Origin of the sequence: Paenarthrobacter sp. C1 (assembly GCF_049315185.1) — a bacterium.
GTDB lineage: Bacteria > Actinomycetota > Actinomycetes > Actinomycetales > Micrococcaceae > Arthrobacter > Arthrobacter nicotinovorans.
In genome coordinates this window covers 1-22,742 of the sequence record NZ_CP186052.1, presented here as the reverse complement: position 1 = coordinate 22,742, position 22,742 = coordinate 1, and the positions used below count along the sequence as shown (strand labels likewise).

The following is a 22,742-nucleotide window of genomic DNA, read 5'->3' as shown; positions in this document are numbered from 1 at the left end:
AGAGGAACTCGACCATCAAGACAAGGGCCACACCCACCAGTACCAGTGAGGTCAGGATCCGTACCCACAGCGGACCGGGCAAGTTCCGGAAAATCCATGCGTACATCTGCTACCCCTTTCCGTGGGCGCGGGCTACTTGGACGGCTATTTCCGACGGCGGCCCTGCCGAGGCAGGTTGCCAACCATCCAGCACTGAGTACGCGATGATGCGTTCCTGTGCACCAAAGCGGGGATTGCAGCTGGTCATGGTGAGGAAACTTTCCGTGGGGGTTGCCCCCGGTTGGGTAGGCACGGGCATCAGCACGTCGGTACGGTCCGGCAGGACAATCTGATTGTTGCGGAACACGTAGGTGTAGTAGCCATCCGCGGTTTGGACGTAGATCTTGTCACCGGGAACCAACGTGTGGATGTTGTCCAGGACCGCACCGTGTGTTTGCCTGTGGCCGGCCACCGCAAAATTGCCGGGAGCTCCAGGCATGCTGGTGGTTCCGTAGTGGCCCAATCCCAAGGTGTCCAGGACGTCCGAGCCCGTGCCTTCAATGATGGGGCGGGTGTAGTCCTGGCCGAAGCGGGGGATGTACATGATCCCGATGGTTCCGCCGTTGCCGGGCGCCTTGCCCACCACGGGAGGGCCATAGTCCACCGGACCCACCGGCGCCGCCGGAGCTACCGGGCCGGTGAATTCCTGGGCGAAGCTCTTCACCGCTTCCGTTTGCTTGGCATCGGCTTCCACGTTTGTCCACCACAATTCCCAGCCAACGAACAGCAGCAGGACTATCCCGGCTGTGATGAGGAGTTCGCCGAAGATCTGGCTGATTTTACGGATAACATCCGAGGCCCGTCGACGCTTTCGGGGCCGCCGTTCCTGCCCCGGGCTGGCGGACGGCACGGCTGATGCCGCCGTCGTCTGCTGGTGCGCCACAGGGTCTCCTCATATAGGGCGCGGGCGTCGCGGGCGTATCCCGAGTTGCGGCTAGACTTGACAGCTAGAACCAACCCGGAACGCCGTGTGGCCGTTAACCGCTGGAAATTTCCTTCCTGCAGGATATCAAGGCCGGCAGGGACGGGTATCAACCGAACAGTCCAGGAGGATCCGTGCCCGAGTCCAAGCCCCGCAAGCGGCCTGCCCGCCAGGCCCCACAGACTTCGGCCACGCAGCAGTACAAGCCCAACCCGGTTTGGTACAAGGCCGTCATGTTTGGATTGATGATCCTCGGCCTCCTGTGGATCATCACCTTCTACATCACTGAAGGGCAGTTCCCGGTCCGCGACTGGGCATCCTGGAACATCGTGGCCGGCTTCGGCATTGCAATTGTCGGGTTCCTCATGACCACGCGCTGGCGCTCCTAGGAATTCCGGACCTCACATTCCAGTGCTTGCTGGCGTCTACAGGATATGAGCAACCGGCACACCACGTTGGACTCCCCGTTGGGTCAGTTGACGCTGACAGCCCGCGGGGAGTTTTTGACGGGCCTATTTTACGAAGGCCACTGGCATATGCCTCCGCCCGACTATTTCGGAGAGCCCACCACCATCGAGGACCCGGTGTTCTCCCGCACCCGGAGCGAGCTCTCCGAATACCTAGCCGGTCACCGCACCGAATTCAACGTGCCGTTCGAGGCACGCGGAAATCCCTTCCAGGAGAAGGTCTGGGCACGCCTCGAGACCATTCCTTTCGGGGAAACGGTCAGCTATGGGGAATTGGCCCAGGAACTGGGTGATCCCCACCTGGCGCAGGCAGTTGGTTCGGCTGTCGGCCGTAATCCCATCAGCATCATCATCCCCTGCCACCGGGTAGTGGGCCGGAAGGGGCAACTGACCGGCTATGCCGGCGGGCTTCGCAACAAGCGCTTCCTCCTGGAACTGGAAGAACCGGATTCCGTAAGAGAGGGCAAGCTCTTCTGATGGAAAACGGACAGGCGGCCAGCAAGAAACCGTTCGAAGCAGTTGTTCGGGAACGCGGGGCTACGGTGCTTCGTGTTTGCCGTGCAATTCTCGGCGTCCACGATGCCGACGACGCCTGGTCGGACACGTTCCTGGCGGCTCTCCAGGCCTATCCCGATCTTCCCGTGGGGGCCAACGTGGAAGCCTGGCTGGTGACCATCGCCCACCGGAAGTGCATTGACCATCTGCGGGCCGGTGCGCGCCGGGCATTACCTGTGGAACAACCGCCGGAACAACCAACCCGCCTGGGCCTTCCGGGTGAACGGGACACCGAGCTTCTCGACGCCGTCGCCAAGTTGCCCTCGAAGCAGCGCCAGGCCGTGGCGTACCACTACCTCGCCGGGCTGCCTTACAAAGAGATCGGCGCCCTTCTGGGCAGTTCCCCGGAGGCCGCACGCCGGGCCGGAGCAGATGGCGTGAAGGCGCTCCGGGCAGCCGTCCACACCCCCGTTCCGCTGGTCCATTCATCGTCGAAAGGTGAAGTGCAATGACCCTCGACCCCAGCCCCGGGCACACCGAGGTGTTGTCACTCCTGGAACCACTGGACGTTGCCCTTGGGCCCGCCCTCGCGGACCTCCATGCCCGCCTGGCCCTCGACGCACAACTGACCCACACCCTGGACATCGCCTACCGAACCGTCGATTCACCGGTGGGGAAGCTCCTCTTGGCAGCCACGGACCGCGGAATCATCCGGGTAGCCTTCGAATTGGAAAACCATGACTCCGTCCTGCAGTTGCTGGCGGACACGGTCAGCCCGCGCATTCTGGAAGCGCCCACGCGCCTCGACGACGCTGCCCGGGAACTCGAAGAGTATTTCGCCGGTACACGCCGCGACTTCGACCTCATCCTCGATTTCCGGTTATCCCGCGGTTTCCGGCTCAACGTCCTCCGTCACCTGCCCCGGATTCCTTACGGCAACACGGCGAGTTATGCACAGGTGGCCCAGGCGGCCGGCAGCCCCAACGCCGTCCGTGCCGTGGGCACCGCCTGTGCCACCAACCCGCTTCCCGTGATCGTTCCCTGCCATCGGGTGGTCAAATCCGACGGCAGCTTCGGTGGCTACCTTGGAGGTCCTGAAGCCAAACGCGCGTTGCTCACGCTGGAGGCCGCGGCGTGAGCGACGACGCCCTGTTCCCGCTGGAGCTGGTTCAACCGGAAAACCACGACGCCGGTCCACGCCTGGTGCGGCCGGGTGCGGTTCACGTCCCCGGTTGGCTGACCCTGGAGCAGCAACGATGGATCGTCGGGCGTTTTGGTGAATGGACCCAGGGGCCCGTTCCCTTGCGGGCTGCAACTCTGCCGGGAGGGCATCAGATGTCCGTCCGCACGGTTTGCCTGGGATGGCATTGGCAGCCGTACCGCTATTCACGGACGGCGACCGACGTGAACGGCCAACCCGTCCTCGATTTTCCTGAGTGGATGGTCCGCCTGGGGAAGCAGGCCGTTGCTGCCGCGTATTCCCCGGACCTTGGAGTCGATGAATCCTTGATTGGCCTGTCCCGGGACTACGCACCGGATGCCGCCCTGGTGAATTACTACGGCGATGGAGCCGCCATGGGCATGCACCAGGACAAGGACGAGCATTCCAACGCTCCGGTGGTGTCCCTCAGCATCGGAGACACGTGTATCTTCCGTTTCGGCAACACCGAGTCACGGACCAAGCCCTACACCGATCTGGAACTCCGTTCGGGCGATCTGTTCGTATTCGGCGGGCCCTCCCGGTTCGCCTATCACGGCATCCCCAAGGTCCTTCCGGATACGGCTCCTGAGGGCTGCGGCCTCGATCGTGGACGGATCAATATCACCATGCGTGTCACGGGTCTGTCGTAAGACCGGACCCGTGGAAACCGGCTCCGTGCTACCAGGCTGTCGACGTGACAGCTGTTAATGTCACAGGTGCCGGGAAGAATATCCCCGGCAGTTAAATGCATGCCGGCCGCTGGGCCGGCATGGTTGCGGAGGAGTGCGCATGACCCCGGATAACGGCACCATCATCGGACCGGACGGCTTGGCTCGTCCCTCATGGGCTGCCTCGGACCCGCTCATGCAGGCCTACTACGATCACGAGTGGGGCATGCCCGTGCGCGATGAACAGGGCATGTACGAACGCATCAGCCTCGAGGCGTTCCAGGCCGGCCTCTCCTGGGCCACCATCCTCCGGAAGCGCGAGGCCTTCAGAGAGGCGTTCCTGGACTTCCACCCGGAAAGCGTGGCCGCCTTCACGGAATCCGACGTGGAGCGCCTGATGCTCGACGCCGGGATAGTCCGGAACCGCCTGAAGATCCACGCCGCGATCACGAACGCCAAAGCCACCATTGCCTTGCGTGAGGAGGGCGGGCTGGTGGAATTCGTCTGGTCCTTCCAGCCGGACAGCACACCCGCTCCCCGCACGCTGGCGGAAATCCCCACAACTTCGCCGGAGTCAATCGCCCTCTCCAAGGCCCTGAGGAAGAAGGGTTTCGCTTTCGTGGGACCCACCACCATGTACGCCCTGATGGAAGCAGTGGGCATCATCGATACCCATTTGGTGGACAGCCACCGGCGCGGCACGTCTGGAGTGTGGACCTAGGGGAAGCGTCCACCTTCGCTGTGGGCGGCTGAGCCGCTGTCCACAGAAGTGCGTAACTTTATCCACAAGGGTGGATAACTTCTGTGGACATCCACGTACTTAGGTCCAAAATCGGTGCCACACCGCGTCTGGAGGGGCTAAACGGCCCATGCTGCGACTTATGCCCACTGTGCATCGAGCTGTGGATAGTGGTCCAAGCTTCACCGAAAATTCAACGTCGCAGGATTGCCTGGTTCGTCTTGGCGGAATAATCCGGCCACTACCTTGAGGCACCGGAGGCCCCGGTCGACTCTCGCCTCGCATCTTCCGAGTCCGTGCCGGTTACCCACTTAACAACAACCCCCTACCCACAAGTTATCCACAGATGGGGAAAACATGTGGGTTTCAGCAAAGGGATCGCTGTCGTGCCGGGCCTCAGTGGCCCTAAGCCGGACTGAACTACACGTGTGTAAGTTATTAACATTGTTGATAAGCCTGTTGATAGCCGCTTCCACGCAACGCAATTAACAGGCTTATCCACAGACATCCCAAATTAGCCTTGTTTGTCCACAAATTCTGGGCTGGTGGGGACATAGTTATCCACAGGTGTGGAGAAATCCATGCCTTTCGGGGGATATCTAGCGCTTCAGGGGCTGCAACGAGGGCCTAACACGATAACTACACGTGTGTAAGTTACTCACAGTGTGGATAACGCTTGTGGATAACACAGGTGCCGCAGGGTGGGACGCCCTGGCCTGTGGGCTTAGCGTGGGTTCCATGAAGACCGACCTCAAGAAACTGATACCTGCCTACAGTGCGACCAAGGGACGGTTTTCCCTGCTTACCGTCCCGCCCATGCAGTACCTGATGATCGATGGCAAGGGTGACCCCAACACTGCCCAGGCGTACAAGGACGCGTTGTCGACCCTTTATCCGGTCGCCTACAAACTGAAGTTCTTCAGCAAGGGCGAGCTCGCGCGTGATTATGGTGTCATGCCGCTGGAGGCCCTGTGGTGGGCCGAAGACATGGATTCCTTCACCAGCGTCCGGGACAAATCACTCTGGTCATGGACGTTGATGAACATGGTTCCCGAGTGGCTTACACAGGAACACATGGAGGCAGCGTGCAGGTCGGTCGCCGACAAGGGAGCGGCTCCTGCCGTAGATGCACTCCGTCTGGAATCGTTGGAAGAGGGTTTGAGCGTGCAGACACTTCACGTTGGCCCCTACGACGACGAAGGCCCCGTACTGGATGAGATGCACAACAGGTTCATACCGGAGCATTCACTGGCCATGGCGGGGAGGCACCATGAGATCTACCTCGGTGATCCCCGGCGTACTGCCCCGGACAGGCTCAGGACAATCCTGAGGCAGCCAGTCGTGCGCACGGCGGACTGAAGGTCGGAAAAGCAGCGAGCGTGGGGGCCAGTCCAAGCAACGGGCAGCCGGCTAGCCGGCAGTAATGCGGAACCAGGTCACCACGGCCAGCAAGCCGGCCACGAGGACCAGGCCGCCGGCTTGGAGCAGGGCCTGGTTCTTGCCCCGGGGCGCGTAGGCGATGGCTGCTGCGGCCAGGCCACCGGTAATCAGCCCGCCCAGGTGGGCCTGCCAGGCAATGTTGGGGACAAAGAATCCGATAGCGCCGTTGATGGCGATCAGGATCCAAAGTTGCCGGGTGTCGCCGCCGCGGTGCCGTTGAACCACCAGCATGGCCCCGAAGAGGCCGAAGATGGCACCGGAGGCACCGACGACGCCGGACAGAGGGTAGTCAGGGGTCAGCAGGAGATAGCCAATCGAGCCACCGACAGCAGACAAGAGATAGACAGCCAGGAAGCGGATCCGCCCGAGCAGTGGCTCGAGGGCTTGTCCGAAGATCCACAGCGTATACATGTTCAGGACTATGTGGAGCAGGAATCCCTGGGAGTGCAGGAACGCTGCGGTCAACATCCGCCAAGGTTCCGTGGCCGCAAAAGCATTCGCGAACGCGAAGTCCTGGAAAATCAGGTCGCCGGGGACAATCCACTGAAGGATGTACACCAGCACGCAAAGCCCGATGATCGTGAACGTCACCAAAGGACGGCCGACAGCCAGGGCCCCGCCATACGGGGACCGGTACGCCGGCGTCGTACGTTTTTGTTCGTTGACGCAGTCAACGCATTGGAACCCGACGGCGGCCGTCCGCTGGCACTCGGGGCACGCGGGGCGCCCGCAGCGCTGGCACCGCACATAGGAGGGCCTGTCCGGGTGCCGCGGGCACACCGGAATATCAGCGGACGGCTCTGCCGACGGGATTCCGTAACTCATGGATTCAGCTCAGTGAATGACTAGAGCTGTTCGATGTCGATGCTGTTGATGACGACGTCCTCAACAGGGCGGTCGCCCATGCCGGTGCGGACAGCCTCAATGGCGTCGACAACCTTGCGGGATTCCTCATCCGTGACTTCACCGAAGATGCTGTGCTTGCCGAACAGCCAGTCGGTGTTGACCGTGGTGATGAAGAACTGTGACCCGTTGGTGCCCTTGCCCATCTGGATGCCGGCGTTTGCCATGGCCAGCTTGTACGGAGCGTTGAAGGTCAGTTCCGGGTGGATCTCGTCATCGAACTGGTAGCCGGGGCCACCGACGCCGCGGCCCAGGGGATCGCCGCCCTGGATCATGAAATCCTTGATGATCCGGTGGAAGATCGTGCCGTTGTACAGGGGAGTTCCGGTCTTGTCCTCGCCCGTCTCGGGGTGGTTCCAGGACTTTTCGCCGGTAGCCAGGCCAATGAAGTTGGCTACGGTCTTGGGCGCGTGGTTGCCGAAGAGGTCAACCTTGATGTCGCCGAGGGTAGTGTGGATCGTTGCTTTTGCAGTTGCAATGGTCATAGGGCCATTCTTCCATGCAGGGTCAACGCCGTTGCAGTTGTAAAGCCGGTTCCGCGCTCGGTGAAATCCGGGTCGAATCCGGCAGATGAATAGCCGGTGTTCCCCAAGCGACGTAGGCTAGCAACAAACGAGCACGTGTATCGGGAGGTAGTTGTGAAGAAAACAGACCGTATTGCCCGCGAACTCGAACAATCCGTTGCGGTTGGTGTGGATAACGCACGCGACTGGGCTGCGCCCCGTGTGGAAGCAGCCGTCAATTGGGCTGTTCCGCGCATCCAGCACGGCATTGACACCGCTTCCCCCAGGATCCAAGAGGGGCTGAAGTCCGCCGCGCACAACCTTGCCGACGGCGTGGCAGTTGTAACGCCGCGGATCCAGGATGGGCTGGCGCACCTCGCGCCGAAGATCCACGACGTCGTAGAGGACGCAACACCCCGGATCCAGGAGACGCTCAACAAGGCCACTCCGGCTCTGGGTATTGCGCGGGACAAAGTCGTGGACGAGTACCTGCCCAAGCTCTCTGAACAGTTGGGCCAGGCCTCTGTAGCCGTTCACCACGTTTTGGAGAACGCCCCCGCACAGGTTGACGCGGTTGCGCAGAAGCTTGTTGATTCAGGCGTGGTGCACAGCGTCCAGGAGCAGGCACACGCTACCGGCAAGCAGATCAAGGCCGTGGCTGACGAGGCCACCAAGGCCGTCTCCACGAAGTTGGGCAAGGAACCGAAGCCCAAGAAACGTGGATGGCTGATCTTCACCGTCATTGCCGCAGCTGCGGCCGCCGGTGTTGCCGCCTGGAAGGCTTCCAAGCCGGTTGAGGATCCGTGGAAGACGCCTTCTCCGGTCACCCCCACGCCGGCTCCGGTTCCGGCCGCCCCGGCACCGGCTCCCGCGAACACCGCAGCATCGGCAACGGCTGCGGAAGCTGCCAAGCCGGGTGCAACGGACATCACCCCGGAAGATGCAGCAGCCGAGGCCGAGCAGGCCACCAAGGACGCCTTCAAGAACGTCGAGGACTCCACCGCCAAGGTGGCAACCGACGCCAAGACGGCCGTGAAGAACATCGCGGCCAGCTTGAACAAGGACACCGAAGGCACCGGGGCTGACGCCAAGGGTACAAACAGCTAAGTGCTTTTCAGATAGGCACCGCTTCAATACTGGAGGGACTTCGGCAGCAGCCGGGGTCCCTCCAGTGTTTGCCGGCTTGTAACCAAAGCCTCCGGCTAGGCGAGGATGCGGGTGTTAGATTTGGAGAGATGTCAGCCGATAGCCCCTTGACGGGTGCCCTCCAGGATGCCCCGGAACCCCCCGGGGTCTCCATCGTCATCCCGGCGTATAACGAAGAAAGCGTCATTCGCCAGTGCCTCATCGCTGCCATCTACCAGTCTGTCCCTGCTGACGAGATAATCGTGGTGGACAACATGTCCACGGACCGGACAGCACGGATTGTGCGGCAGATGCAGCAGGAATACCCCGAGAGCCCCATCATTCTCCTGCGGCAGGACGCAACGCAGGGTCTCATCCCCACACGCAACCACGGCCTGAACAGCGCTACGGGGGACGTCGTGGGCCGCATCGATGCCGACTCTGTCCTGGAACCGGATTGGGTTGAGCAGGTCCAGAAGGCGTTCACTGACAAGTCCGTGGCCGCTGCCACGGGGCCGGTGGTGTACTACGACATGCCCATGCGCCGGTTCGGGCTCAAGGCCGATGACAAGATGCGCCAACTCATGCTGCGCCTGGCCAAGCACCAGTACCATTTCCTGTTCGGCTCCAACATGGCCCTTCGCCGGACTGCCTGGGAAACCATCCGCGACGAGGCATGCCTCGATGAGAAGGATGAGATGCACGAGGACATCGACCTCTCGCTGCACCTTTTTGAGCACGACCTCAAAGTCCAGTACGTGCCCCAGATGATCTCCGGCATGTCCGCGCGCAGGCTGGAAGACTCACCGAGGGACTACCGCTACTACGTCCAACGCTTTGACCGGACCTATAAGGCGCATAACGTCAAAAAGATGGCCCTGAAAGCCCCCATGGTGGTGTTCTTCTCCGTGTATTTCCCCGCCAAATTGCTGCGGGCCATCCACACAGCCAATTCGGCTCAGGGCGTCCGCCGCGGCGGTCTGTAACGCCTGTAAGCCGTCGACGTACGACGCCGGCACTTCAGTCAGTGCCTAGCTCGGCTTCCCGCCGGTCAGCTTCCGGGCGGTCCGTTCCCGGGCGCTTGCGCCTCTGTCCGGCCACCACAACGGCCAGGCCGGCGAGTATAAGTCCCAGTCCGCCGTAGATACCGGGCGGCAATGTTTCGTTGAGGAAGATGGCTGCCAGAATGGCTGCCCCTGGGATCTCCAGCAGGATGATCATGGATACCAGCAGGGGACTCATCGTTGCCAGCAAGTGATTGAAGGCCGTATGGCCCACCAACTGCGCACAAACGGTGATGGCGATGATGCCCAGCCAGCCGCCGGCGTCGAATCCTGACAACGGCTGCCCACTGACCAGCGCCATCAATGCCACGAGGGCCGCGCACATGCCGTAACAGAGCGTGGTGTAGGTTCCCGTTGCCATGGACTGCCGGGCTTTGCCGCCCGCCAGGGTGTAGAGACCTGCCAGGGCCCCGCCAGCGACGGCCAGGAGATCTCCGAGCAGTGCTTCGGGGGAAGAACCCATATCGAATCCCGTGATCGCCACAACGCCCACGAAGGCGATGCCAAGGCCGGCCAGGACAGGCCAGCGGTGGCGGGTACCACGGAACATCTGGAACACCGCGATCCACGCTGACTGCAGGCAGACCAGAGCAGTCGCCGCCGCAACGGACGTCAACTGGAGTGCGGTGATGAAGCACGCGAAGTGGAATGCCAATGCGACGGCGGCCACCGTCGACCAGCCGAACTCACGCCGGGTGATCCTGCCGAACGCTCTCGGCTCCCGGATAGCTACAGGCGCCGCCATCACCACAGCCCCGATGGCGTTCCGCCAGAAGGCGATGGCCAGTGCAGTCACCGAGGTGGCGCCCAAGGTCCCGGCAATCAGTGGTCCGGAGGAGGCAACACCCAGGACTCCCAGGGCGGCGATGAGAAGGTTCACAGACCAACCCTAGTGCGCCGGAGTTCCCTGTCCATTCGAGCTGCCGGCAAGAGCATATTCCGGATCCTGGTGTTAAACGCGAAAGTCCCGGTCATTCCTGACCGGGACTTTCCTTATGGTGGAGGCACGGGGACTCGAACCCCGAACCCCCTGCTTGCAAAGCAGGTGCGCTACCAATTGCGCCATGCCCCCATAAGAAGCAACCCGTCAATCATACCCCATCTCCGGACTGGCTTTTACCAGTTCAGAACCGGGATCCTCGGCTAATCAACCGTATCGGTTGACTTGCTCCAGACATCTTTCCGGGCTTCGGATTCCTGGTTCTTTTTATAAACCAGGACACCTGCGATTGCCGCTGCCACAACTATCAGCAACTTCTTCACAAGTACCTCATTCCGGCTCAGTTTTACCTGAACCTGTTTTGGTTCCGTGGGCGTACCAGGACTTGAACCTGGGACCTCTTCGTTATCAGCGAAGCGCTCTAACCGCCTGAGCTATACGCCCCGATGCCTCATCGGGCCGAGATATGACTGTACAGCACTTCCCGGCCCGATCTCAAATCGAGGCAATTTCGCGGAGGATTTCCGCCGAAAACGGCGAAATTCCGCGGATTTCTTCTAGTCGTCCGTCAGGGTGACGCCGACGCCGCCAACCAATGTTGCAGAAATGTTATACAGCACAGCCGACAGCATGGACAGCGCCGTCAGCAGAACAACATTCACCACGGCGATGATGGTGGCGAACGAGGCAACCTGGCCCAGCGAGGCAATCTTCTTCAGCTCGAAACCGCCGCCTTCAGAACCTGCGAGAGTGCCCAGGAGGCTGTCCACCTGGTTGAAGATTCCCGTGAGGTCCAGCACAGTCCACAGAACGATTGCAGCCACGACAGTGACAATGCCCAGCGCTACGGACAGCAGGAACGCCATCTTGAGCACCGACCACGGGTCCACCTTGCTGACCAGGAGGCGTGCACGGCGCACCTTCGCCTTGGGAGCGGGCTTTACCAAGCCGGGGGCACCCTGGGCCGGACGCTGGCCCGGAGCCCCTGCAGGCCGCTGGCCGGGCTGGGCCGGACGCTGCCCGGGGGCACCCGCAGGACGCTGTCCTGCCGGGGCAGGTCGTTGTCCGGCTTGAGCGGGACGCTGTCCGGGGGCACCGGCAGGTCGCGGAGCGGAGTTGGCACCCGTCGCCGGTCGTGCGCCTGTGGCTCCTGAACCGGTGGCTCCTGCTCCGGGTCGTTGCTGGGGCCGTGCAGGCGTTCCTGCCTGTGCATTGCCCGAGGGCTGCCGGAGTCCGCCGGGGACACCTGTGCTCGGCTTGGGATATGAGTCGGAATTACTCACTCGTTACCTCCGGTATTGTCTTCGTTCAGCTCCGCGCCCGATTCACTTTCCGGGTCTGCGTCGTTTTCCGTTGCGGGCGTTGCGGTCACCGCAGCGGCGCCGTCCTCTGCAGCCAACGTTACGTCATCGTCGGCTCCGTCTTCGGATTCCTCGCCTTCCAAACCGCGTTCGCTGTTGCGGGCAACTTCAATAATGCGGTCATTCTTGTCCGGTTTGGCAAAGATGACGCCCATGGTGTCGCGGCCCTTGGCGGGAACGCCGGTCACGGCTGAACGGACCACCTTGCCGCCCTCCATGACCACCAGGACTTCGTCTTCTTCCTGGACGATCAAAGCGCCTACAAGGTCGCCACGGTCCTCGGCCAGCTTGGCTACCTTGATACCCAAACCGCCGCGGCCCTGGAGCCGGTACTCATCCACGGCAGTCCGCTTGGCATAACCGCCTTCGGTCACGATGAACACGAACGAGCCATCTTGAACCACGTCCGCAGCCAGCAGTTCGTCGTCCTCACGGAACTTCATACCCGTAACACCTGAAGTAGCACGGCCCATGGGCCGCAGGGCGTCATCCGTTGCTGTGAAGCGGATGGACTGGCCCTTTCGTGAGACAAGCAGGAGATCGTCTGTTTCACTGACCAGCTGAGCTGAAACCAGTTCGTCACCATCGCGCAGGTTAATGGCGATGACGCCGGCGGTGCGGTTGGTGTCGTAGTCTTCCAGCCGCGTCTTCTTGACCAAGCCGTTCTTGGTGGCCAGAACCAGGTACGGAGCCTGCTGGTAATCCCTCAGGTCCAGGACCTGGGCGATGTGCTCGTCCGGCTGGAAGGCCAGAAGGTTGGCAACGTGCTGACCCTTGGCGTCGCGACCGGCTTCGGCAAGTTCGTAGGCCTTCGCGCGGTAAACGCGGCCCAAGTTGGTGAAGAACAACAGCCAGTGGTGGGTGGTGGTGACGAAGAAGTGCTCAACCACGTCGTCGCCACGCAGCTGGGCTCCCTTGATGCCCTTGCCGCCGCGCTGCTGCGAACGGTAGTTGTCACTGCGGGTGCGCTTGACGTAGCCGCCGCGGGTGATGGTGACAACCATTTCCTCTTCAGGAATCAGGTCTTCCATGGACATGTCGCCGTCGAAGCCCATCAGGATGTGCGTCCGCCGGTCGTCACCATGCTTGGCAACGATTTCAGCGAGTTCCTCGCTGATGATCTGGCGCTGGCGTTCCTCGGAAGCCAGGATCGAGTTGTATTCCTCGATCATCGCTTCGAGCTCGGAGTGGCGGTCCTGGATCTTCTGGCGCTCCAGGGCGGCCAGGCGGCGCAACTGCATGTCGAGGATGGCCCGGGCCTGGAGCTCGTCGATCTCCAACAGCTCCATCAGGCCTTCGCGGGCTGCTTCCGTGGTGTTGGACGCACGGATCAACGCGATGACTTCATCCAGCATGTCCAGTGCCTTGAGGAGTGCGCGCAGGATGTGCGCTTCTTCCTCGGCCTTGCGCAGCCGGTAACGGGTGCGGCGCGCAATGACGTCCATCTGGTGGGCAACCCAGTGCCGGATGAAGGCATCCAGGCTCAAGGTGCGCGGCACGCCGTCGACAATCGCCAGCATGTTCGCCGAGAAGTTGTCCTGCAGCTGCGTGTGCTTGTAGAGGTTGTTCAGGACCACCTTGGCCACGGCGTCGCGCTTGAGGACGATCACCAAGCGCTGGCCGGTGCGGCCGGAGGTCTCATCGCGGAGGTCGGCAATGCCCTGGATCTTGCCATCCTTGACCAGCTCGGCGATCTTGATCGCCAGGTTGTCCGGGTTGGCCTGGTACGGAAGCTCGGTGACTACCAGGCAGGTACGGCCCTGGAGCTCTTCAACGTTGACCACCGCGCGCATCGTGATGGAGCCGCGGCCAGTGCGGTAAGCGTCCTCGATACCCTTGTGGCCCAGGATGGTGGCGCCTGTGGGGAAGTCGGGTCCCTTGATACGCAGCAACAGGGCTTCAAGCAACTCTTCGCGCGTGGCGGTGGGGTTTTCCAGTGCCCACTGGACGCCCTCGGCAACTTCCCGGAGGTTGTGCGGCGGGATATTGGTTGCCATGCCGACGGCGATGCCTGAGGAGCCATTGACCAGCAGGTTCGGGAAACGGGCCGGCAGGATGGTCGGTTCCTGGTTCTTGCCGTCGTAGTTGTCCTGGAAATCGACGGTTTCCTCGTCGATGTCCCTGACCATCTCCATGGCCAGCTGCGCCATTTTGGTTTCCGTGTAACGCGGTGCAGCAGCGCCGTCGTTGCCGGGCGAGCCGAAGTTACCCTGGCCCAGTGCCAGCGGGTAGCGCATGGTCCAGTCCTGGATCAGGCGCACCAGGGCATCGTAGATCGCCATGTCACCGTGCGGGTGGTAGGTACCCATGACGTCGCCCACGACGCGGGCGCACTTGTTGAAGGAGCGGTCGGGGCGGTAGCCGCCGTCGAACATTGCGTACAAAACGCGGCGGTGAACTGGCTTGAGTCCGTCGCGGACGTCCGGGAGGGCGCGGCCGACGATCACGGCCATGGCGTAGTCCAGGTAGGACCGCTGCATCTCTGTCTGCAGGTCCACCTGCTCCACGCGGTCGGTCAGCACATCACCCTCAAGAACAACTTCCTCGGCGTCGTTCGATTCCGCCGGGACTTCGGGAGTTTCGTCACTCATAATCTAAGGTTTCCGTTTCAGGTATATGTCGGTTCTGGAATATTCAGGTGCCCTGCTGGGCCCTTAGATATCGAGGAACCTGACGTCCTTGGCGTTCTGCTGGATGAAGTTACGGCGTGATTCAACGTCCTCGCCCATCAACACGGAGAAGGTCTGGTCGGCTGCCAATGCGTCGTCCATGGTTACCTGCAGCAGCGTGCGGCGACCCGGATCCATGGTGGTATCCCACAGCTCGGTGTAGTCCATTTCACCGAGGCCCTTGTAGCGCTGGATGCCGTTGTCCTTGGGGAGGCGCTTGTTCATGGCGGCACCCTTGCGGATGGTCTCGTCGCGTTCACGATCGCTGTAGACGTAGTCGTGCGCGGCATTGGACCACTTGATCCGGTACAGCGGCGGCTGGGCCAGGTACACATAACCGTTCTCGATGAGCGGGCGCATGTAGCGGAACAGCAACGTCATCAACAGGGTGGTGATGTGCTGGCCGTCAACGTCAGCATCGGCCATCAACACGATCTTGTGGTAGCGGAGCTTGGAGATGTCGAAGTCTTCGCCGATTCCCGTGCCGAATGCGGTGATCATGGACTGGACTTCAGCGTTACCCAAAGCCTTGTCCAGGCGTGCGCGCTCCACATTCAGGATCTTGCCACGCAGCGGCAGGATCGCCTGGGTTTCGGGGTTGCGCCCACGCTTGGCCGAACCGCCGGCCGAGTCACCCTCAACGAGGTAGACCTCGCAGCGCGAAGGATCCTTCGACGAGCAGTCAGAGAGCTTACCGGGCATACCGAAGGACTCAAGCGGGCTCTTTCGGCGAGCATTGTCGCGCGCCTTCCGGGCGGCCATGCGGGCCTGGGCGGCTGAAATGGCCTTGCGGATAACGTCGCGGGCCGGGCCCGGGTTCCGTTCCAGCCAGTCACCCAGCTGGTCAGTAACCACGCGCTGGACAAAGCCCTTGACCTCGGAGTTGCCCAGCTTGGTCTTGGTCTGGCCTTCGAACTGCGGTTCAGCAAGCTTTACCGAAATCACCGCAGTCAGGCCTTCGCGGATGTCATCACCGGTAAGGTTGTCTTCCTTTTCCTTGATGATGCTCTTCTCGCGCGCATAGCGGTTGATCAGCGATGTCATCGCGGCACGGAAGCCTTCTTCGTGCGTTCCGCCCTCGTGGGTGTTGATCGTGTTCGCGTACGTGTGGACACTTTCCGAATAAGCGGTGGTCCACTGCATGGCAACCTCGACGGCGATGTGCCGCTCAGTGTCCTCGGTTTCGAAAGCGATGACGTCCTCGTGGACGATCTCGACCTTCTTGTTCGAGTTGAGGTGCTTGACGTAGTCCAGCAAGCCGTCCGGGTACTCGTAGACAACCGTGCGGTGCTCGGCTGCAACTTCGCCTTCGGTGGCTACTGCGTCCAGGTCAAGGTCGTCATCGCCATCGCGGTTGACCGGACGCTCGTCAGTCAACGTGATCCGCAGGCCCTTGTTGAGGAAGGCCATCTGCTGGAAACGTGCGCGAAGAGTCTCGAAGTCGAACTCAGTGGATTCGAAGATCGTTCCGTCGGGGTAGAACGTCTGGGACGTTCCGGTACGCTCGGTTTCTTCTCCCTTGACGAGTTCGCCCTGGGGCTTGCCGCCGTCGGCGAAGGTCATCCGCCAAACGTGGCCCTGGCGGCGCACTTCCGTGTCCACACGACGGGAAAGGGCGTTCACAACCGAAATGCCGACACCGTGCAGACCACCGGAAACCGCGTACCCTCCACCGCCGAACTTGCCGCCAGCGTGCAGGATGGTCATGACTACTTCAACCGTGGGCTTACCCTCGGTCGGGTGGATATCCACGGGAATGCCGCGGCCATCATCGACCACCTGCACACCGCCGTCAGCGCGGAGCGTTACTTCGATATGGCTGCAGTAACCGGCCAGGGCCTCGTCAACAGAGTTGTCCACCACTTCATAGACCAAGTGGTGCAGGCCGCGGGGACCGGTTGAACCGATGTACATACCGGGGCGTTTGCGCACGGCTTCGAGGCCTTCCAGCACGGTGATGTCGCTGGCACCGTACTCCCTGGGGGCCTCCGCAGGCGTATCAGGCGTGGGAACAGTCTCCTCTTGGGGCTCTACTGCCAAGGTCTCTGCATTGTCGTTAGCCACAGGCGCTTTCGACTCCTCTGTACTCGATGTCGGCCGTTCCCGCAGCTGCCCGCGGCGAACCGCGGCCGCCAACGGGCACGTGACTGATTGCGCCGATTACTCCGACGACGGGGTTCCCAACAGCCACAGGAGTGGATTCGGGAGCCGACGACGTTTCACCGGCGCTCAGTGATCTACGCCAATTCTATCGTGGAAACCCGTGAATTCTTGCAAATACGGGGGCAGCCCAGAGCTGAATATGCCGATGGGAGGCCGCTGGCCCTATCTGCAATGGCCCTGCGGAGGTCCCGATGGGTGCCTATACGACCCGGGGGCGTTGAAACGCCCTGCACGCCGTTCAGCCGTAGGTATCCCGGGGGCCGCGGCCGTTGACACTGCGCCCGCCTTTTCGCCAACTTGGAGCTGATGGACCCAGTACCTGGATGCTGGTGACCACCCCTTCACCCAGCTCATTCCGGAACATCTCCAAGAGGCTGGTACTGAGCAACCGCAATTGCGTGGCCCATGCCGTTGAGTCACAGCGGACATGCAGCGTGGTGTCGGTGAAACTCTCCGGGGTGCAGTGGGCGGAGATGTCCGACCCAACCAACGTTTCCCATTCGGCCATGACCGAACCGACGGCAACAGGAGAAGTCCAACCGCGTTCTGCCACAAGCCTTCCCACAACATTGCCCAAGCCCAAGGGGTCGCGGCCGCTGCCATGAAACTGCGCAAAACCCCGGGTATCCCGCAGACCCTTGCGTTTGGGAGCAGATCCGGGCCTGGGGGCACGCAGCCTTACTTCACCACGGGCCGCGGCTGCTTCACGCATGCGGTTCAACGCCGCCTGGGCAGCATCAATTTCGTCCGGATCCCGGCCCGGTTGCAGTCCTTCGGGACTATCCTTCGCCATCGATGCCTCCCGGAACAACGGTTACGCGCCGTCCGGCCAGCTCCTCAGGGATATCGGCATCGACGGCGGCAGTCACCAGAACCTGTTCGGCGCCGGCCACTATTGCAGCCAGTTTACGCCGCCTCTGCACGTCCAATTCGGCAAAAACATCGTCCAGAATCAGGATCGGCGCAGTTCCACCAGTCCGGGCATCGTCCAACATGACGTAGTAGGAAGCGAGGCGCAAGGACAGGCACATGGACCACGTTTCGCCGTGGGAGGCATAGCCCTTGGCTGGAGCCTGTCCCAGAACGAGTTCCAACTCGTCGCGGTGCGGGCCAACAAGCGAGATGCCCCGCTCAAGTTCCTTTTTCCGCGAGGCTGCGAAGGCCTGGACATAGCGTTCGGTGAGTTCGTCGACGGACAGCAGCCTGAGGTCCTCAACCGACGGCGAAGGTTCCGTTCTGTAGTCGGCCGGACCGCCGTCGTCGTCCAGGATGTCCTGGATGGTGGAGCGGTAAACCGCCCCGGCGTCCTTGGAACCATCCGTGAGTTGGGCGTAGGCGCTGTTCAGGTGCGGACGCAACCGCTCCACCAACTCCAGCCGGGCGTGCAGCAGTTCGGCCCCGGCCTTGGCCATGTGTTGGTCCCACACATCCAGGGTTGCTTCATGACCCGCAGTGAATTTGCCTGCACGGGCCGATTTCAACAAGGCGTTCCGCTGTTTCAGGACGCGGTCGTAGTCACTGCGGGTGGCAGCATGGCGGGGTACCAGGCTGACCAGCAGTTCATCGAGGAAGCGCCGGCGGTTGGAGGGGTCCCCCTTCACCAGTGCCAGGTCCTCGGGCGCGAACAGCACCGTGTGGCATATGCCCAGGATGTCCCGTGCGCGCACCGGGTTTCCCCGGTTGATGCGTCCCCGGTTGGCGCGCCCGGCATTGATTTCAAGCTCGATGACCGTCGCTTGCTCACCACGGACCAAACGGGCCCGGATCAATGCGCGTTCTGAACCAAAACGAAGCAATGGCGCGTCTGTGCTGACACGGTGCGAGCTCAGGGTAGCCAAATAGCCGATGGCTTCCATGAGGTTTGTCTTGCCGATGCCGTTGGAACCCACCAGCACGGTGACACCGGGACCCAGTTTCAGGTCTACCTGTGCGTAGCTGCGGAAATCAGTCAGCGAAAGATGTTCGAGGTACACGCCGTTTGCAGGACTCCTGCGGCCTAGTTGGCCGGACGGGTGGCGTGTCCGCCGAACTGGTGACGCAGGGCGGAAACCATTTTCATGGCCGGTGAGTTGTCTTCGCGCGAAGCAAAGCGTGCAAAGAGCGCAGCCGTGATGGCCGGTGCCGGAACAGCATTGGCAATGGCTTCCTCCACGGTCCAGCGGCCCTCGCCGGAATCTTCGACGTAGTCGTCAATGGAGGCCAGCCCCGGATCTTCGTCGAGTGCCTTCACCATGAGGTCCAGGAGCCAGGACCGGACAACCGTTCCCTTTTGCCATGCGCGGAACGTTCCCGGAAGGTCCTTGACGATGTCCTTTGCGGCGAGGAGTTCATATCCCTCGGCATAGGCCTGCATCAAGCCGTACTCGATACCGTTGTGCACCATCTTGGCATAGTGGCCGGCGCCAACGCCGCCAACGTGGACGAAGCTGTCGGCCCGATCGCCTTCAGGACGAAGAGCGTCGAAGACCGGCATGGCAAGTTCGATGTCTTCGTCAGCTCCACCAGCCATGAGGCCGTAACCGTTCTGGAGACCCCAGACGCCGCCGGAAACACCGCAGTCAGCGAAGCGGATGCCCTTCTCGGCCAGCGCGGCCGCGTGCTTCTGGTCTTCGGTGAAACGTGAATTTCCGCCGTCGATCACCATATCGCCGGGGCTCAGTTTCCCGCCGAGTTCCGTCACAACCGCGTCAGTGATCTCCCCTGAGGGAACCATGACCCACACGAGCCGCGGAGTAGGAAGGGCGGCAATGAGCTCGTCGACCGAAGCGGCATCGGTGACCTCGGGATTCCGGTCGAAGCCTGTGACCTCGATGCCGCCTTTCCGCATGCGTTCCCGCATGTTGAAACCCATTTTTCCAAGGCCGATCAATCCGATGTGCACAGTGCGAACTCTTTTCTGCGAAAGCGGGGCGGGTTTTGCCGATTAGTTGGGAAGGCGGACCGGCATCACGAGGTAGCGGTAGTCGTCCTGGTCTTCGCCGTCGGCCTCAGCCTGGGCCGTGATCATGGCCGGCTTGGGAGCGGTGGTGAAGGAGAAGCGAACGTACTTGGTCTCGATGACGCTCAAACCTTCAACAAGGTAGTGCGGGTTGAAGGCCACGGTGATGTCATCGCCGGACAACTGTGCTTCGAGCTCTTCGGAAGCCTGCGCGTCTTCGCCGGTGCCGGCGTCGAGGTTCAGCAGGCCCTGCGTGAAGGCGAGGCGGACGGGAGTGTTGCGCTCTGCAACGAGGGAAACGCGACGTACAGCCTCCACCAATTCCTGGGTCTGGACTGTTGCGTGGATCGGGGTAGAGTCCGGGAAAAGTGAGCGGATCTTCGGGTAATCGCCGTCCACCAGGAGCGACGTCGTGGTACGGCCGCCGCTCTCGAAACCAATAAGCCGGCTGTCGTCGTCCGCGAGGGCCAGGTTGATGTCACCGCTGCCGCCCAAGGTTTTGGCGACTTCGTTCAGGGTCTTGGACTTCACGAGTGCGCTGGTTGAGATGCCGGGAGTTACTGGCTTCCACGGCACTTCCCGCATGGCCAACCGGTAGCGGTCCGTAGCCAGGAGCGTGATGAGGTCATCCTCGATCTCCATGCGGACGCCGGTCAGGATCGGCAAGGTGTCGTCCTTGCTCGCAGCGATGATGACCTGGGACACGGCTTGGGCGAAAGCGTCGCCGGGCAAGGTGCCGCTGATGGCCGGAAGCGCAGGAAGGGCCGGGTACTCAGACTCAGGCATTGTGGCCAGGTGGAAGCTGCTTCGACGGCAGGTAAGAGTGACTTTGCTTCCGTCTGTTTCAACCTCGACCGGAGCCGAGGGGAGGCTGCGGCAGATGTCTGCCAGGAGGCGTCCGGAAACCAGGATGGTGCCCTCGACGGCGATATCGGCGGGGATTTCCAGTCGCGCCGATGTTTCGTAGTCGAAGCTCGAGAGGCTTACGGTTCCCGCCTCAGCTTTGAGGAGGAGGCCGGAAAGCACAGGAACGGGCGGCCGCGGAGACAACGACCGCGCGGTCCACGTAACGGCTTCTGCCAGGACGTCGCGGTCGACTCTGAACTTCACGGAGGGGTGCCGCCTTTCATTGCTGCTGCCATGTAGTAGCCGCGGATTCCTGCTTGGAAACCGCTAAATCTTCGCAGTCCGGCATCGGAACCTGCATGGTCCGCACTCAGCGAACTACAAACAAGACCCAAGGATGGGAGCGCTGCTGACAGCTTAGCCGGAAGATCCGCGATTAACCCATCCCCGATTGCTCCGACCCGTCCTATGTGGACAGCCGCAGGCTGGCCGTGGCCCGGAACTTGGCATGTCCTTCGGAGGGTCGGGTGGGTGGCAGAACGAGATTGTTATTTGAGGGATTTCAATTTTTTGGGATTCGTAGTGTTAATAACTGCTGTGGAAACTGTGGATAACCCCATCCTGCGGCGCAGATCCGGGGTCAAGCCCTGTTCATGGACTGTGCGTTAACTGGGTTTTAAACAGGGTGTGGATGGGGACAACTCCAAAGCCGGTTTTTAACGATCCACAGACGGCTTAAGGGTTTTAAGCCCATTAACCGCGCTTGTCCCCTTAAGTATCCACAGGCTTATCCACATGTGCCTGTTAATAAGGTATGTAGTGGCGGACGCGATGTGGATTTCAGGAGTCGCGTTGCTGCTGTTTGATGCGGTTGGTGAGCTCTGTGACCTGGTTGTAGATCACACGACGCTCGGCCATGAGCTCGCGGATCTTGCGATCGGCGTGGATGACCGTGGTGTGGTCACGTCCGCCGAGCTCCTGCCCGATCTTGGGGAGCGACATATCCGTCAGTTCGCGGCAGAGGTACATCGCGATCTGGCGTGCGGTCACCAGGGTGCGGGTACGGGACTTGCTGCAGAGCTCTTCCATGCTGAGCTTGAAGTAGTCAGCAGTCTGGTCAAGGATCTGCTTCGCCGTGATCTCCTGGGCGCCGTCGTCGGTAATCAGGTCCTTGAGCACCATCTCTGCGAGGGCGACATCCACCGGTTGGCGGTTCAGGCTGGCGAAAGCCGTGACGCGGATCAGTGCGCCTTCAAGTTCGCGGATGTTGCTGGAGATCTTGGACGCGATGTACTCCAAGGCATCATCGGGAGCCGAGAGGCCTTCGCTCAATCCCTTTTTGCGGAGGATGGCGATACGCGTTTCGAGTTCCGGCGGCTGGATGTCCGTCAGAAGGCCCCACTCGAAGCGGGAAGTCATGCGGTCCTCGAAGCCGGCCAGCATCTTGGGTGGCTGGTCCGAGGTGATGACAACCTGCTTGTTGGCGTTGTGCAGCGCGTTGAACGTGTGGAAGAACTCTTCCTGCGTCCGGTCCTTGCCTGCCAGGAACTGGATGTCATCGATCAGGAGGACATCCACGTTGCGGTACGTGGTCTTGAAGCTGGTGCCCTCGTCATCACGGATGGAGTTGATGAAGTCGTTCGTGAATTCTTCCGAGTTCACGTAGCGGACCCGGATGCCGCTGTAGAGCCTGCGTGCGTAGTGCCCGATCGCGTGCAGCAGGTGCGTCTTGCCAAGGCCCGAGTCGCCGTAGATGAAGAGCGGGTTGTACGCCTTTGCCGGCGCTTCTGCGACAGCGACGGCGGCCGCATGGGCAAACCGGTTCGAGGAACCGATCACGAAAGTGTCGAAGATGTACTTAGGATTCAGGCGGCCGAACTCATGTGAGGTGCTCGGCGGGGTTGGCTGCGGCTTCGGCTCAGCGAAGTCAGGAACGGCGGAAAGCTCGACGGCGGGTTCCGGCTCGGCATGGACGGGTACCAGATCGGTGTCGACATCGATGGCACAGCGGATGTCGTCGGAGAAGACATTGCGCAAGGCGTCATCCAGAGCATCCTTGACCTGCGTCTGGAGGACTTCGCGGGTTAGCTCATTGGGCACGGCCACCAGCAAGGTTGAACCGATAAGGCCTTGGGCCTGGGCGAGAATGACGAAACCACGCTGACGGGGTGTGACCCGGTCGTCCTGTTCCAGGAGGGTTAGCACCCTGCGCCAGGAACTTCCGACAGTGTTGGCGTGGTTGGCTTCGTCTACTGTCAT

At 61.7% G+C, this 22,742-nt stretch carries 21 protein-coding genes, 2 tRNA genes and 1 pseudogene; 9 read left to right on the top strand and 15 right to left on the bottom strand.

The features are described from left to right. Nucleotides 1–109: 109 nt before the first annotated feature. Nucleotides 110–922, bottom strand: a complete 813-nt coding sequence (locus ACNAOU_RS00120) for a class E sortase (RefSeq protein ID WP_422757765.1) — start codon at nt 920–922, stop codon at nt 110–112. Between the two features lie 173 nt (nt 923–1,095). Here ACNAOU_RS00120 and ACNAOU_RS00115 point away from each other — a divergent pair, with 173 nt between their 5' ends. The 7 genes from ACNAOU_RS00115 (at nt 1,096) to ACNAOU_RS00085 (ending at nt 5,890) form a co-directional block, all read left to right on the top strand. After that, the gene (locus tag ACNAOU_RS00115; RefSeq protein ID WP_018778460.1) at nt 1,096–1,350 is read left to right on the top strand and encodes a cell division protein CrgA; all 255 of its coding nucleotides are present in this window, start codon (nt 1,096–1,098) and stop codon (nt 1,348–1,350) included. 45 nt (nt 1,351–1,395) lie between these two features. After that, entirely contained in the window at nt 1,396–1,905 is a 510-nt protein-coding gene (locus ACNAOU_RS00110; RefSeq protein ID WP_422757764.1) for a methylated-DNA--[protein]-cysteine S-methyltransferase, read from the top strand. Beyond that, the gene (locus tag ACNAOU_RS00105) at nt 1,905–2,435 is read left to right on the top strand and encodes an RNA polymerase sigma factor (protein ID WP_039239002.1); all 531 of its coding nucleotides are present in this window, start codon (nt 1,905–1,907) and stop codon (nt 2,433–2,435) included. The genes ACNAOU_RS00110 and ACNAOU_RS00105 overlap by 1 nt, the downstream gene beginning before the upstream one ends. Further along, nucleotides 2,432–3,061, top strand: a complete 630-nt coding sequence (locus ACNAOU_RS00100) for a methylated-DNA--[protein]-cysteine S-methyltransferase (RefSeq protein ID WP_018778463.1) — start codon at nt 2,432–2,434, stop codon at nt 3,059–3,061. The genes ACNAOU_RS00105 and ACNAOU_RS00100 overlap by 4 nt, the downstream gene beginning before the upstream one ends. Then, a complete protein-coding gene (locus ACNAOU_RS00095) occupies nt 3,058–3,774 on the top strand; it encodes an alpha-ketoglutarate-dependent dioxygenase AlkB family protein (RefSeq protein ID WP_394524859.1) in 717 nt (238 codons plus the stop codon). Before ACNAOU_RS00100 ends, ACNAOU_RS00095 begins: the two co-directional genes overlap by 4 nt. 139 nt (nt 3,775–3,913) lie before the next feature. Then, nucleotides 3,914–4,513, top strand: coding sequence for a DNA-3-methyladenine glycosylase I (locus tag ACNAOU_RS00090; RefSeq protein ID WP_018778465.1), 600 nt, complete (start codon nt 3,914–3,916; stop codon nt 4,511–4,513). Between the two features lie 756 nt (nt 4,514–5,269). Further along, complete coding sequence (locus tag ACNAOU_RS00085; RefSeq protein WP_413306506.1) at nt 5,270–5,890, top strand: GyrI-like domain-containing protein; 621 nt, start codon at nt 5,270–5,272, stop codon at nt 5,888–5,890. A gap of 51 nt (nt 5,891–5,941) precedes the next feature. Here ACNAOU_RS00085 and ACNAOU_RS00080 read toward each other — a convergent pair whose 3' ends face one another. Beyond that, a complete protein-coding gene (locus tag ACNAOU_RS00080; protein ID WP_055976705.1) occupies nt 5,942–6,796 on the bottom strand; it encodes a rhomboid family intramembrane serine protease in 855 nt (284 codons plus the stop codon). Nucleotides 6,797–6,816: 20 nt separating this feature from the next. Beyond that, nucleotides 6,817–7,359, bottom strand: a complete 543-nt coding sequence (locus tag ACNAOU_RS00075; protein ID WP_018778468.1) for a peptidylprolyl isomerase — start codon at nt 7,357–7,359, stop codon at nt 6,817–6,819. Between the two features lie 153 nt (nt 7,360–7,512). Between ACNAOU_RS00075 and ACNAOU_RS00070 the strand changes: the two genes are divergently transcribed. Both ACNAOU_RS00070 and ACNAOU_RS00065 read left to right on the top strand, forming a co-directional pair. Continuing rightward, nucleotides 7,513–8,484, top strand: a complete 972-nt coding sequence (locus tag ACNAOU_RS00070) for a hypothetical protein (RefSeq protein WP_422757763.1) — start codon at nt 7,513–7,515, stop codon at nt 8,482–8,484. 128 nt (nt 8,485–8,612) lie between these two features. Further along, a complete protein-coding gene (locus ACNAOU_RS00065) occupies nt 8,613–9,488 on the top strand; it encodes a glycosyltransferase (RefSeq protein ID WP_422757762.1) in 876 nt (291 codons plus the stop codon). A 34-nt stretch (nt 9,489–9,522) separates the two neighbouring features. Here ACNAOU_RS00065 and ACNAOU_RS00060 read toward each other — a convergent pair whose 3' ends face one another. From ACNAOU_RS00060 to dnaA, 12 genes and pseudogenes are all read right to left on the bottom strand, one after another. After that, on the bottom strand, nt 9,523–10,446 hold the full coding sequence (locus tag ACNAOU_RS00060; protein ID WP_064722342.1) for a DMT family transporter: 924 nt from the start codon (nt 10,444–10,446) through the stop codon (nt 9,523–9,525). A 116-nt stretch (nt 10,447–10,562) separates the two neighbouring features. Further along, a tRNA-Ala gene (locus ACNAOU_RS00055) sits at nt 10,563–10,638 on the bottom strand. 71 nt (nt 10,639–10,709) lie between these two features. Continuing rightward, nucleotides 10,710–10,829 (bottom strand): DLW-39 family protein, encoded by a 120-nt coding sequence (locus ACNAOU_RS00050; RefSeq protein ID WP_018778473.1) that lies wholly within the window; start codon nt 10,827–10,829, stop codon nt 10,710–10,712. Between the two features lie 47 nt (nt 10,830–10,876). Beyond that, a tRNA-Ile gene (locus ACNAOU_RS00045) sits at nt 10,877–10,950 on the bottom strand. Nucleotides 10,951–11,063: 113 nt separating this feature from the next. Further along, on the bottom strand, nt 11,064–11,789 hold the full coding sequence (locus ACNAOU_RS00040; RefSeq protein ID WP_026267271.1) for a DUF3566 domain-containing protein: 726 nt from the start codon (nt 11,787–11,789) through the stop codon (nt 11,064–11,066). After that, nucleotides 11,786–14,458, bottom strand: a complete 2,673-nt coding sequence (gene gyrA / locus ACNAOU_RS00035; RefSeq protein WP_079582045.1) for a DNA gyrase subunit A — start codon at nt 14,456–14,458, stop codon at nt 11,786–11,788. The genes ACNAOU_RS00040 and gyrA overlap by 4 nt, the downstream gene beginning before the upstream one ends. Before the next feature lie 63 nt (nt 14,459–14,521). After that, nucleotides 14,522–16,600, bottom strand: a complete 2,079-nt coding sequence (gyrB, locus tag ACNAOU_RS00030; RefSeq protein ID WP_018778477.1) for a DNA topoisomerase (ATP-hydrolyzing) subunit B — start codon at nt 16,598–16,600, stop codon at nt 14,522–14,524. 337 nt (nt 16,601–16,937) lie between these two features. Beyond that, on the bottom strand, nt 16,938–17,492 hold the full coding sequence (locus ACNAOU_RS00025; protein ID WP_018778478.1) for a DUF721 domain-containing protein: 555 nt from the start codon (nt 17,490–17,492) through the stop codon (nt 16,938–16,940). Beyond that, nucleotides 17,479–18,672 carry a DNA replication/repair protein RecF gene (gene recF / locus ACNAOU_RS00020; RefSeq protein ID WP_079582046.1) on the bottom strand — a complete coding sequence of 398 codons (1,194 nt, stop codon included), beginning with the start codon at nt 18,670–18,672 and terminating at the stop codon, nt 17,479–17,481. Before recF ends, ACNAOU_RS00025 begins: the two co-directional genes overlap by 14 nt. A 23-nt stretch (nt 18,673–18,695) precedes the next feature. Then, nucleotides 18,696–19,607, bottom strand: a pseudogene (gene gnd, locus ACNAOU_RS00015) (phosphogluconate dehydrogenase (NAD(+)-dependent, decarboxylating)); the annotation flags it as partial. Between the two features lie 15 nt (nt 19,608–19,622). Beyond that, complete coding sequence (dnaN, locus tag ACNAOU_RS00010; RefSeq protein WP_018778481.1) at nt 19,623–20,747, bottom strand: DNA polymerase III subunit beta; 1,125 nt, start codon at nt 20,745–20,747, stop codon at nt 19,623–19,625. A gap of 576 nt (nt 20,748–21,323) precedes the next feature. Next, nucleotides 21,324–22,742, bottom strand: coding sequence for a chromosomal replication initiator protein DnaA (dnaA, locus tag ACNAOU_RS00005; protein ID WP_018778482.1), 1,419 nt, complete (start codon nt 22,740–22,742; stop codon nt 21,324–21,326).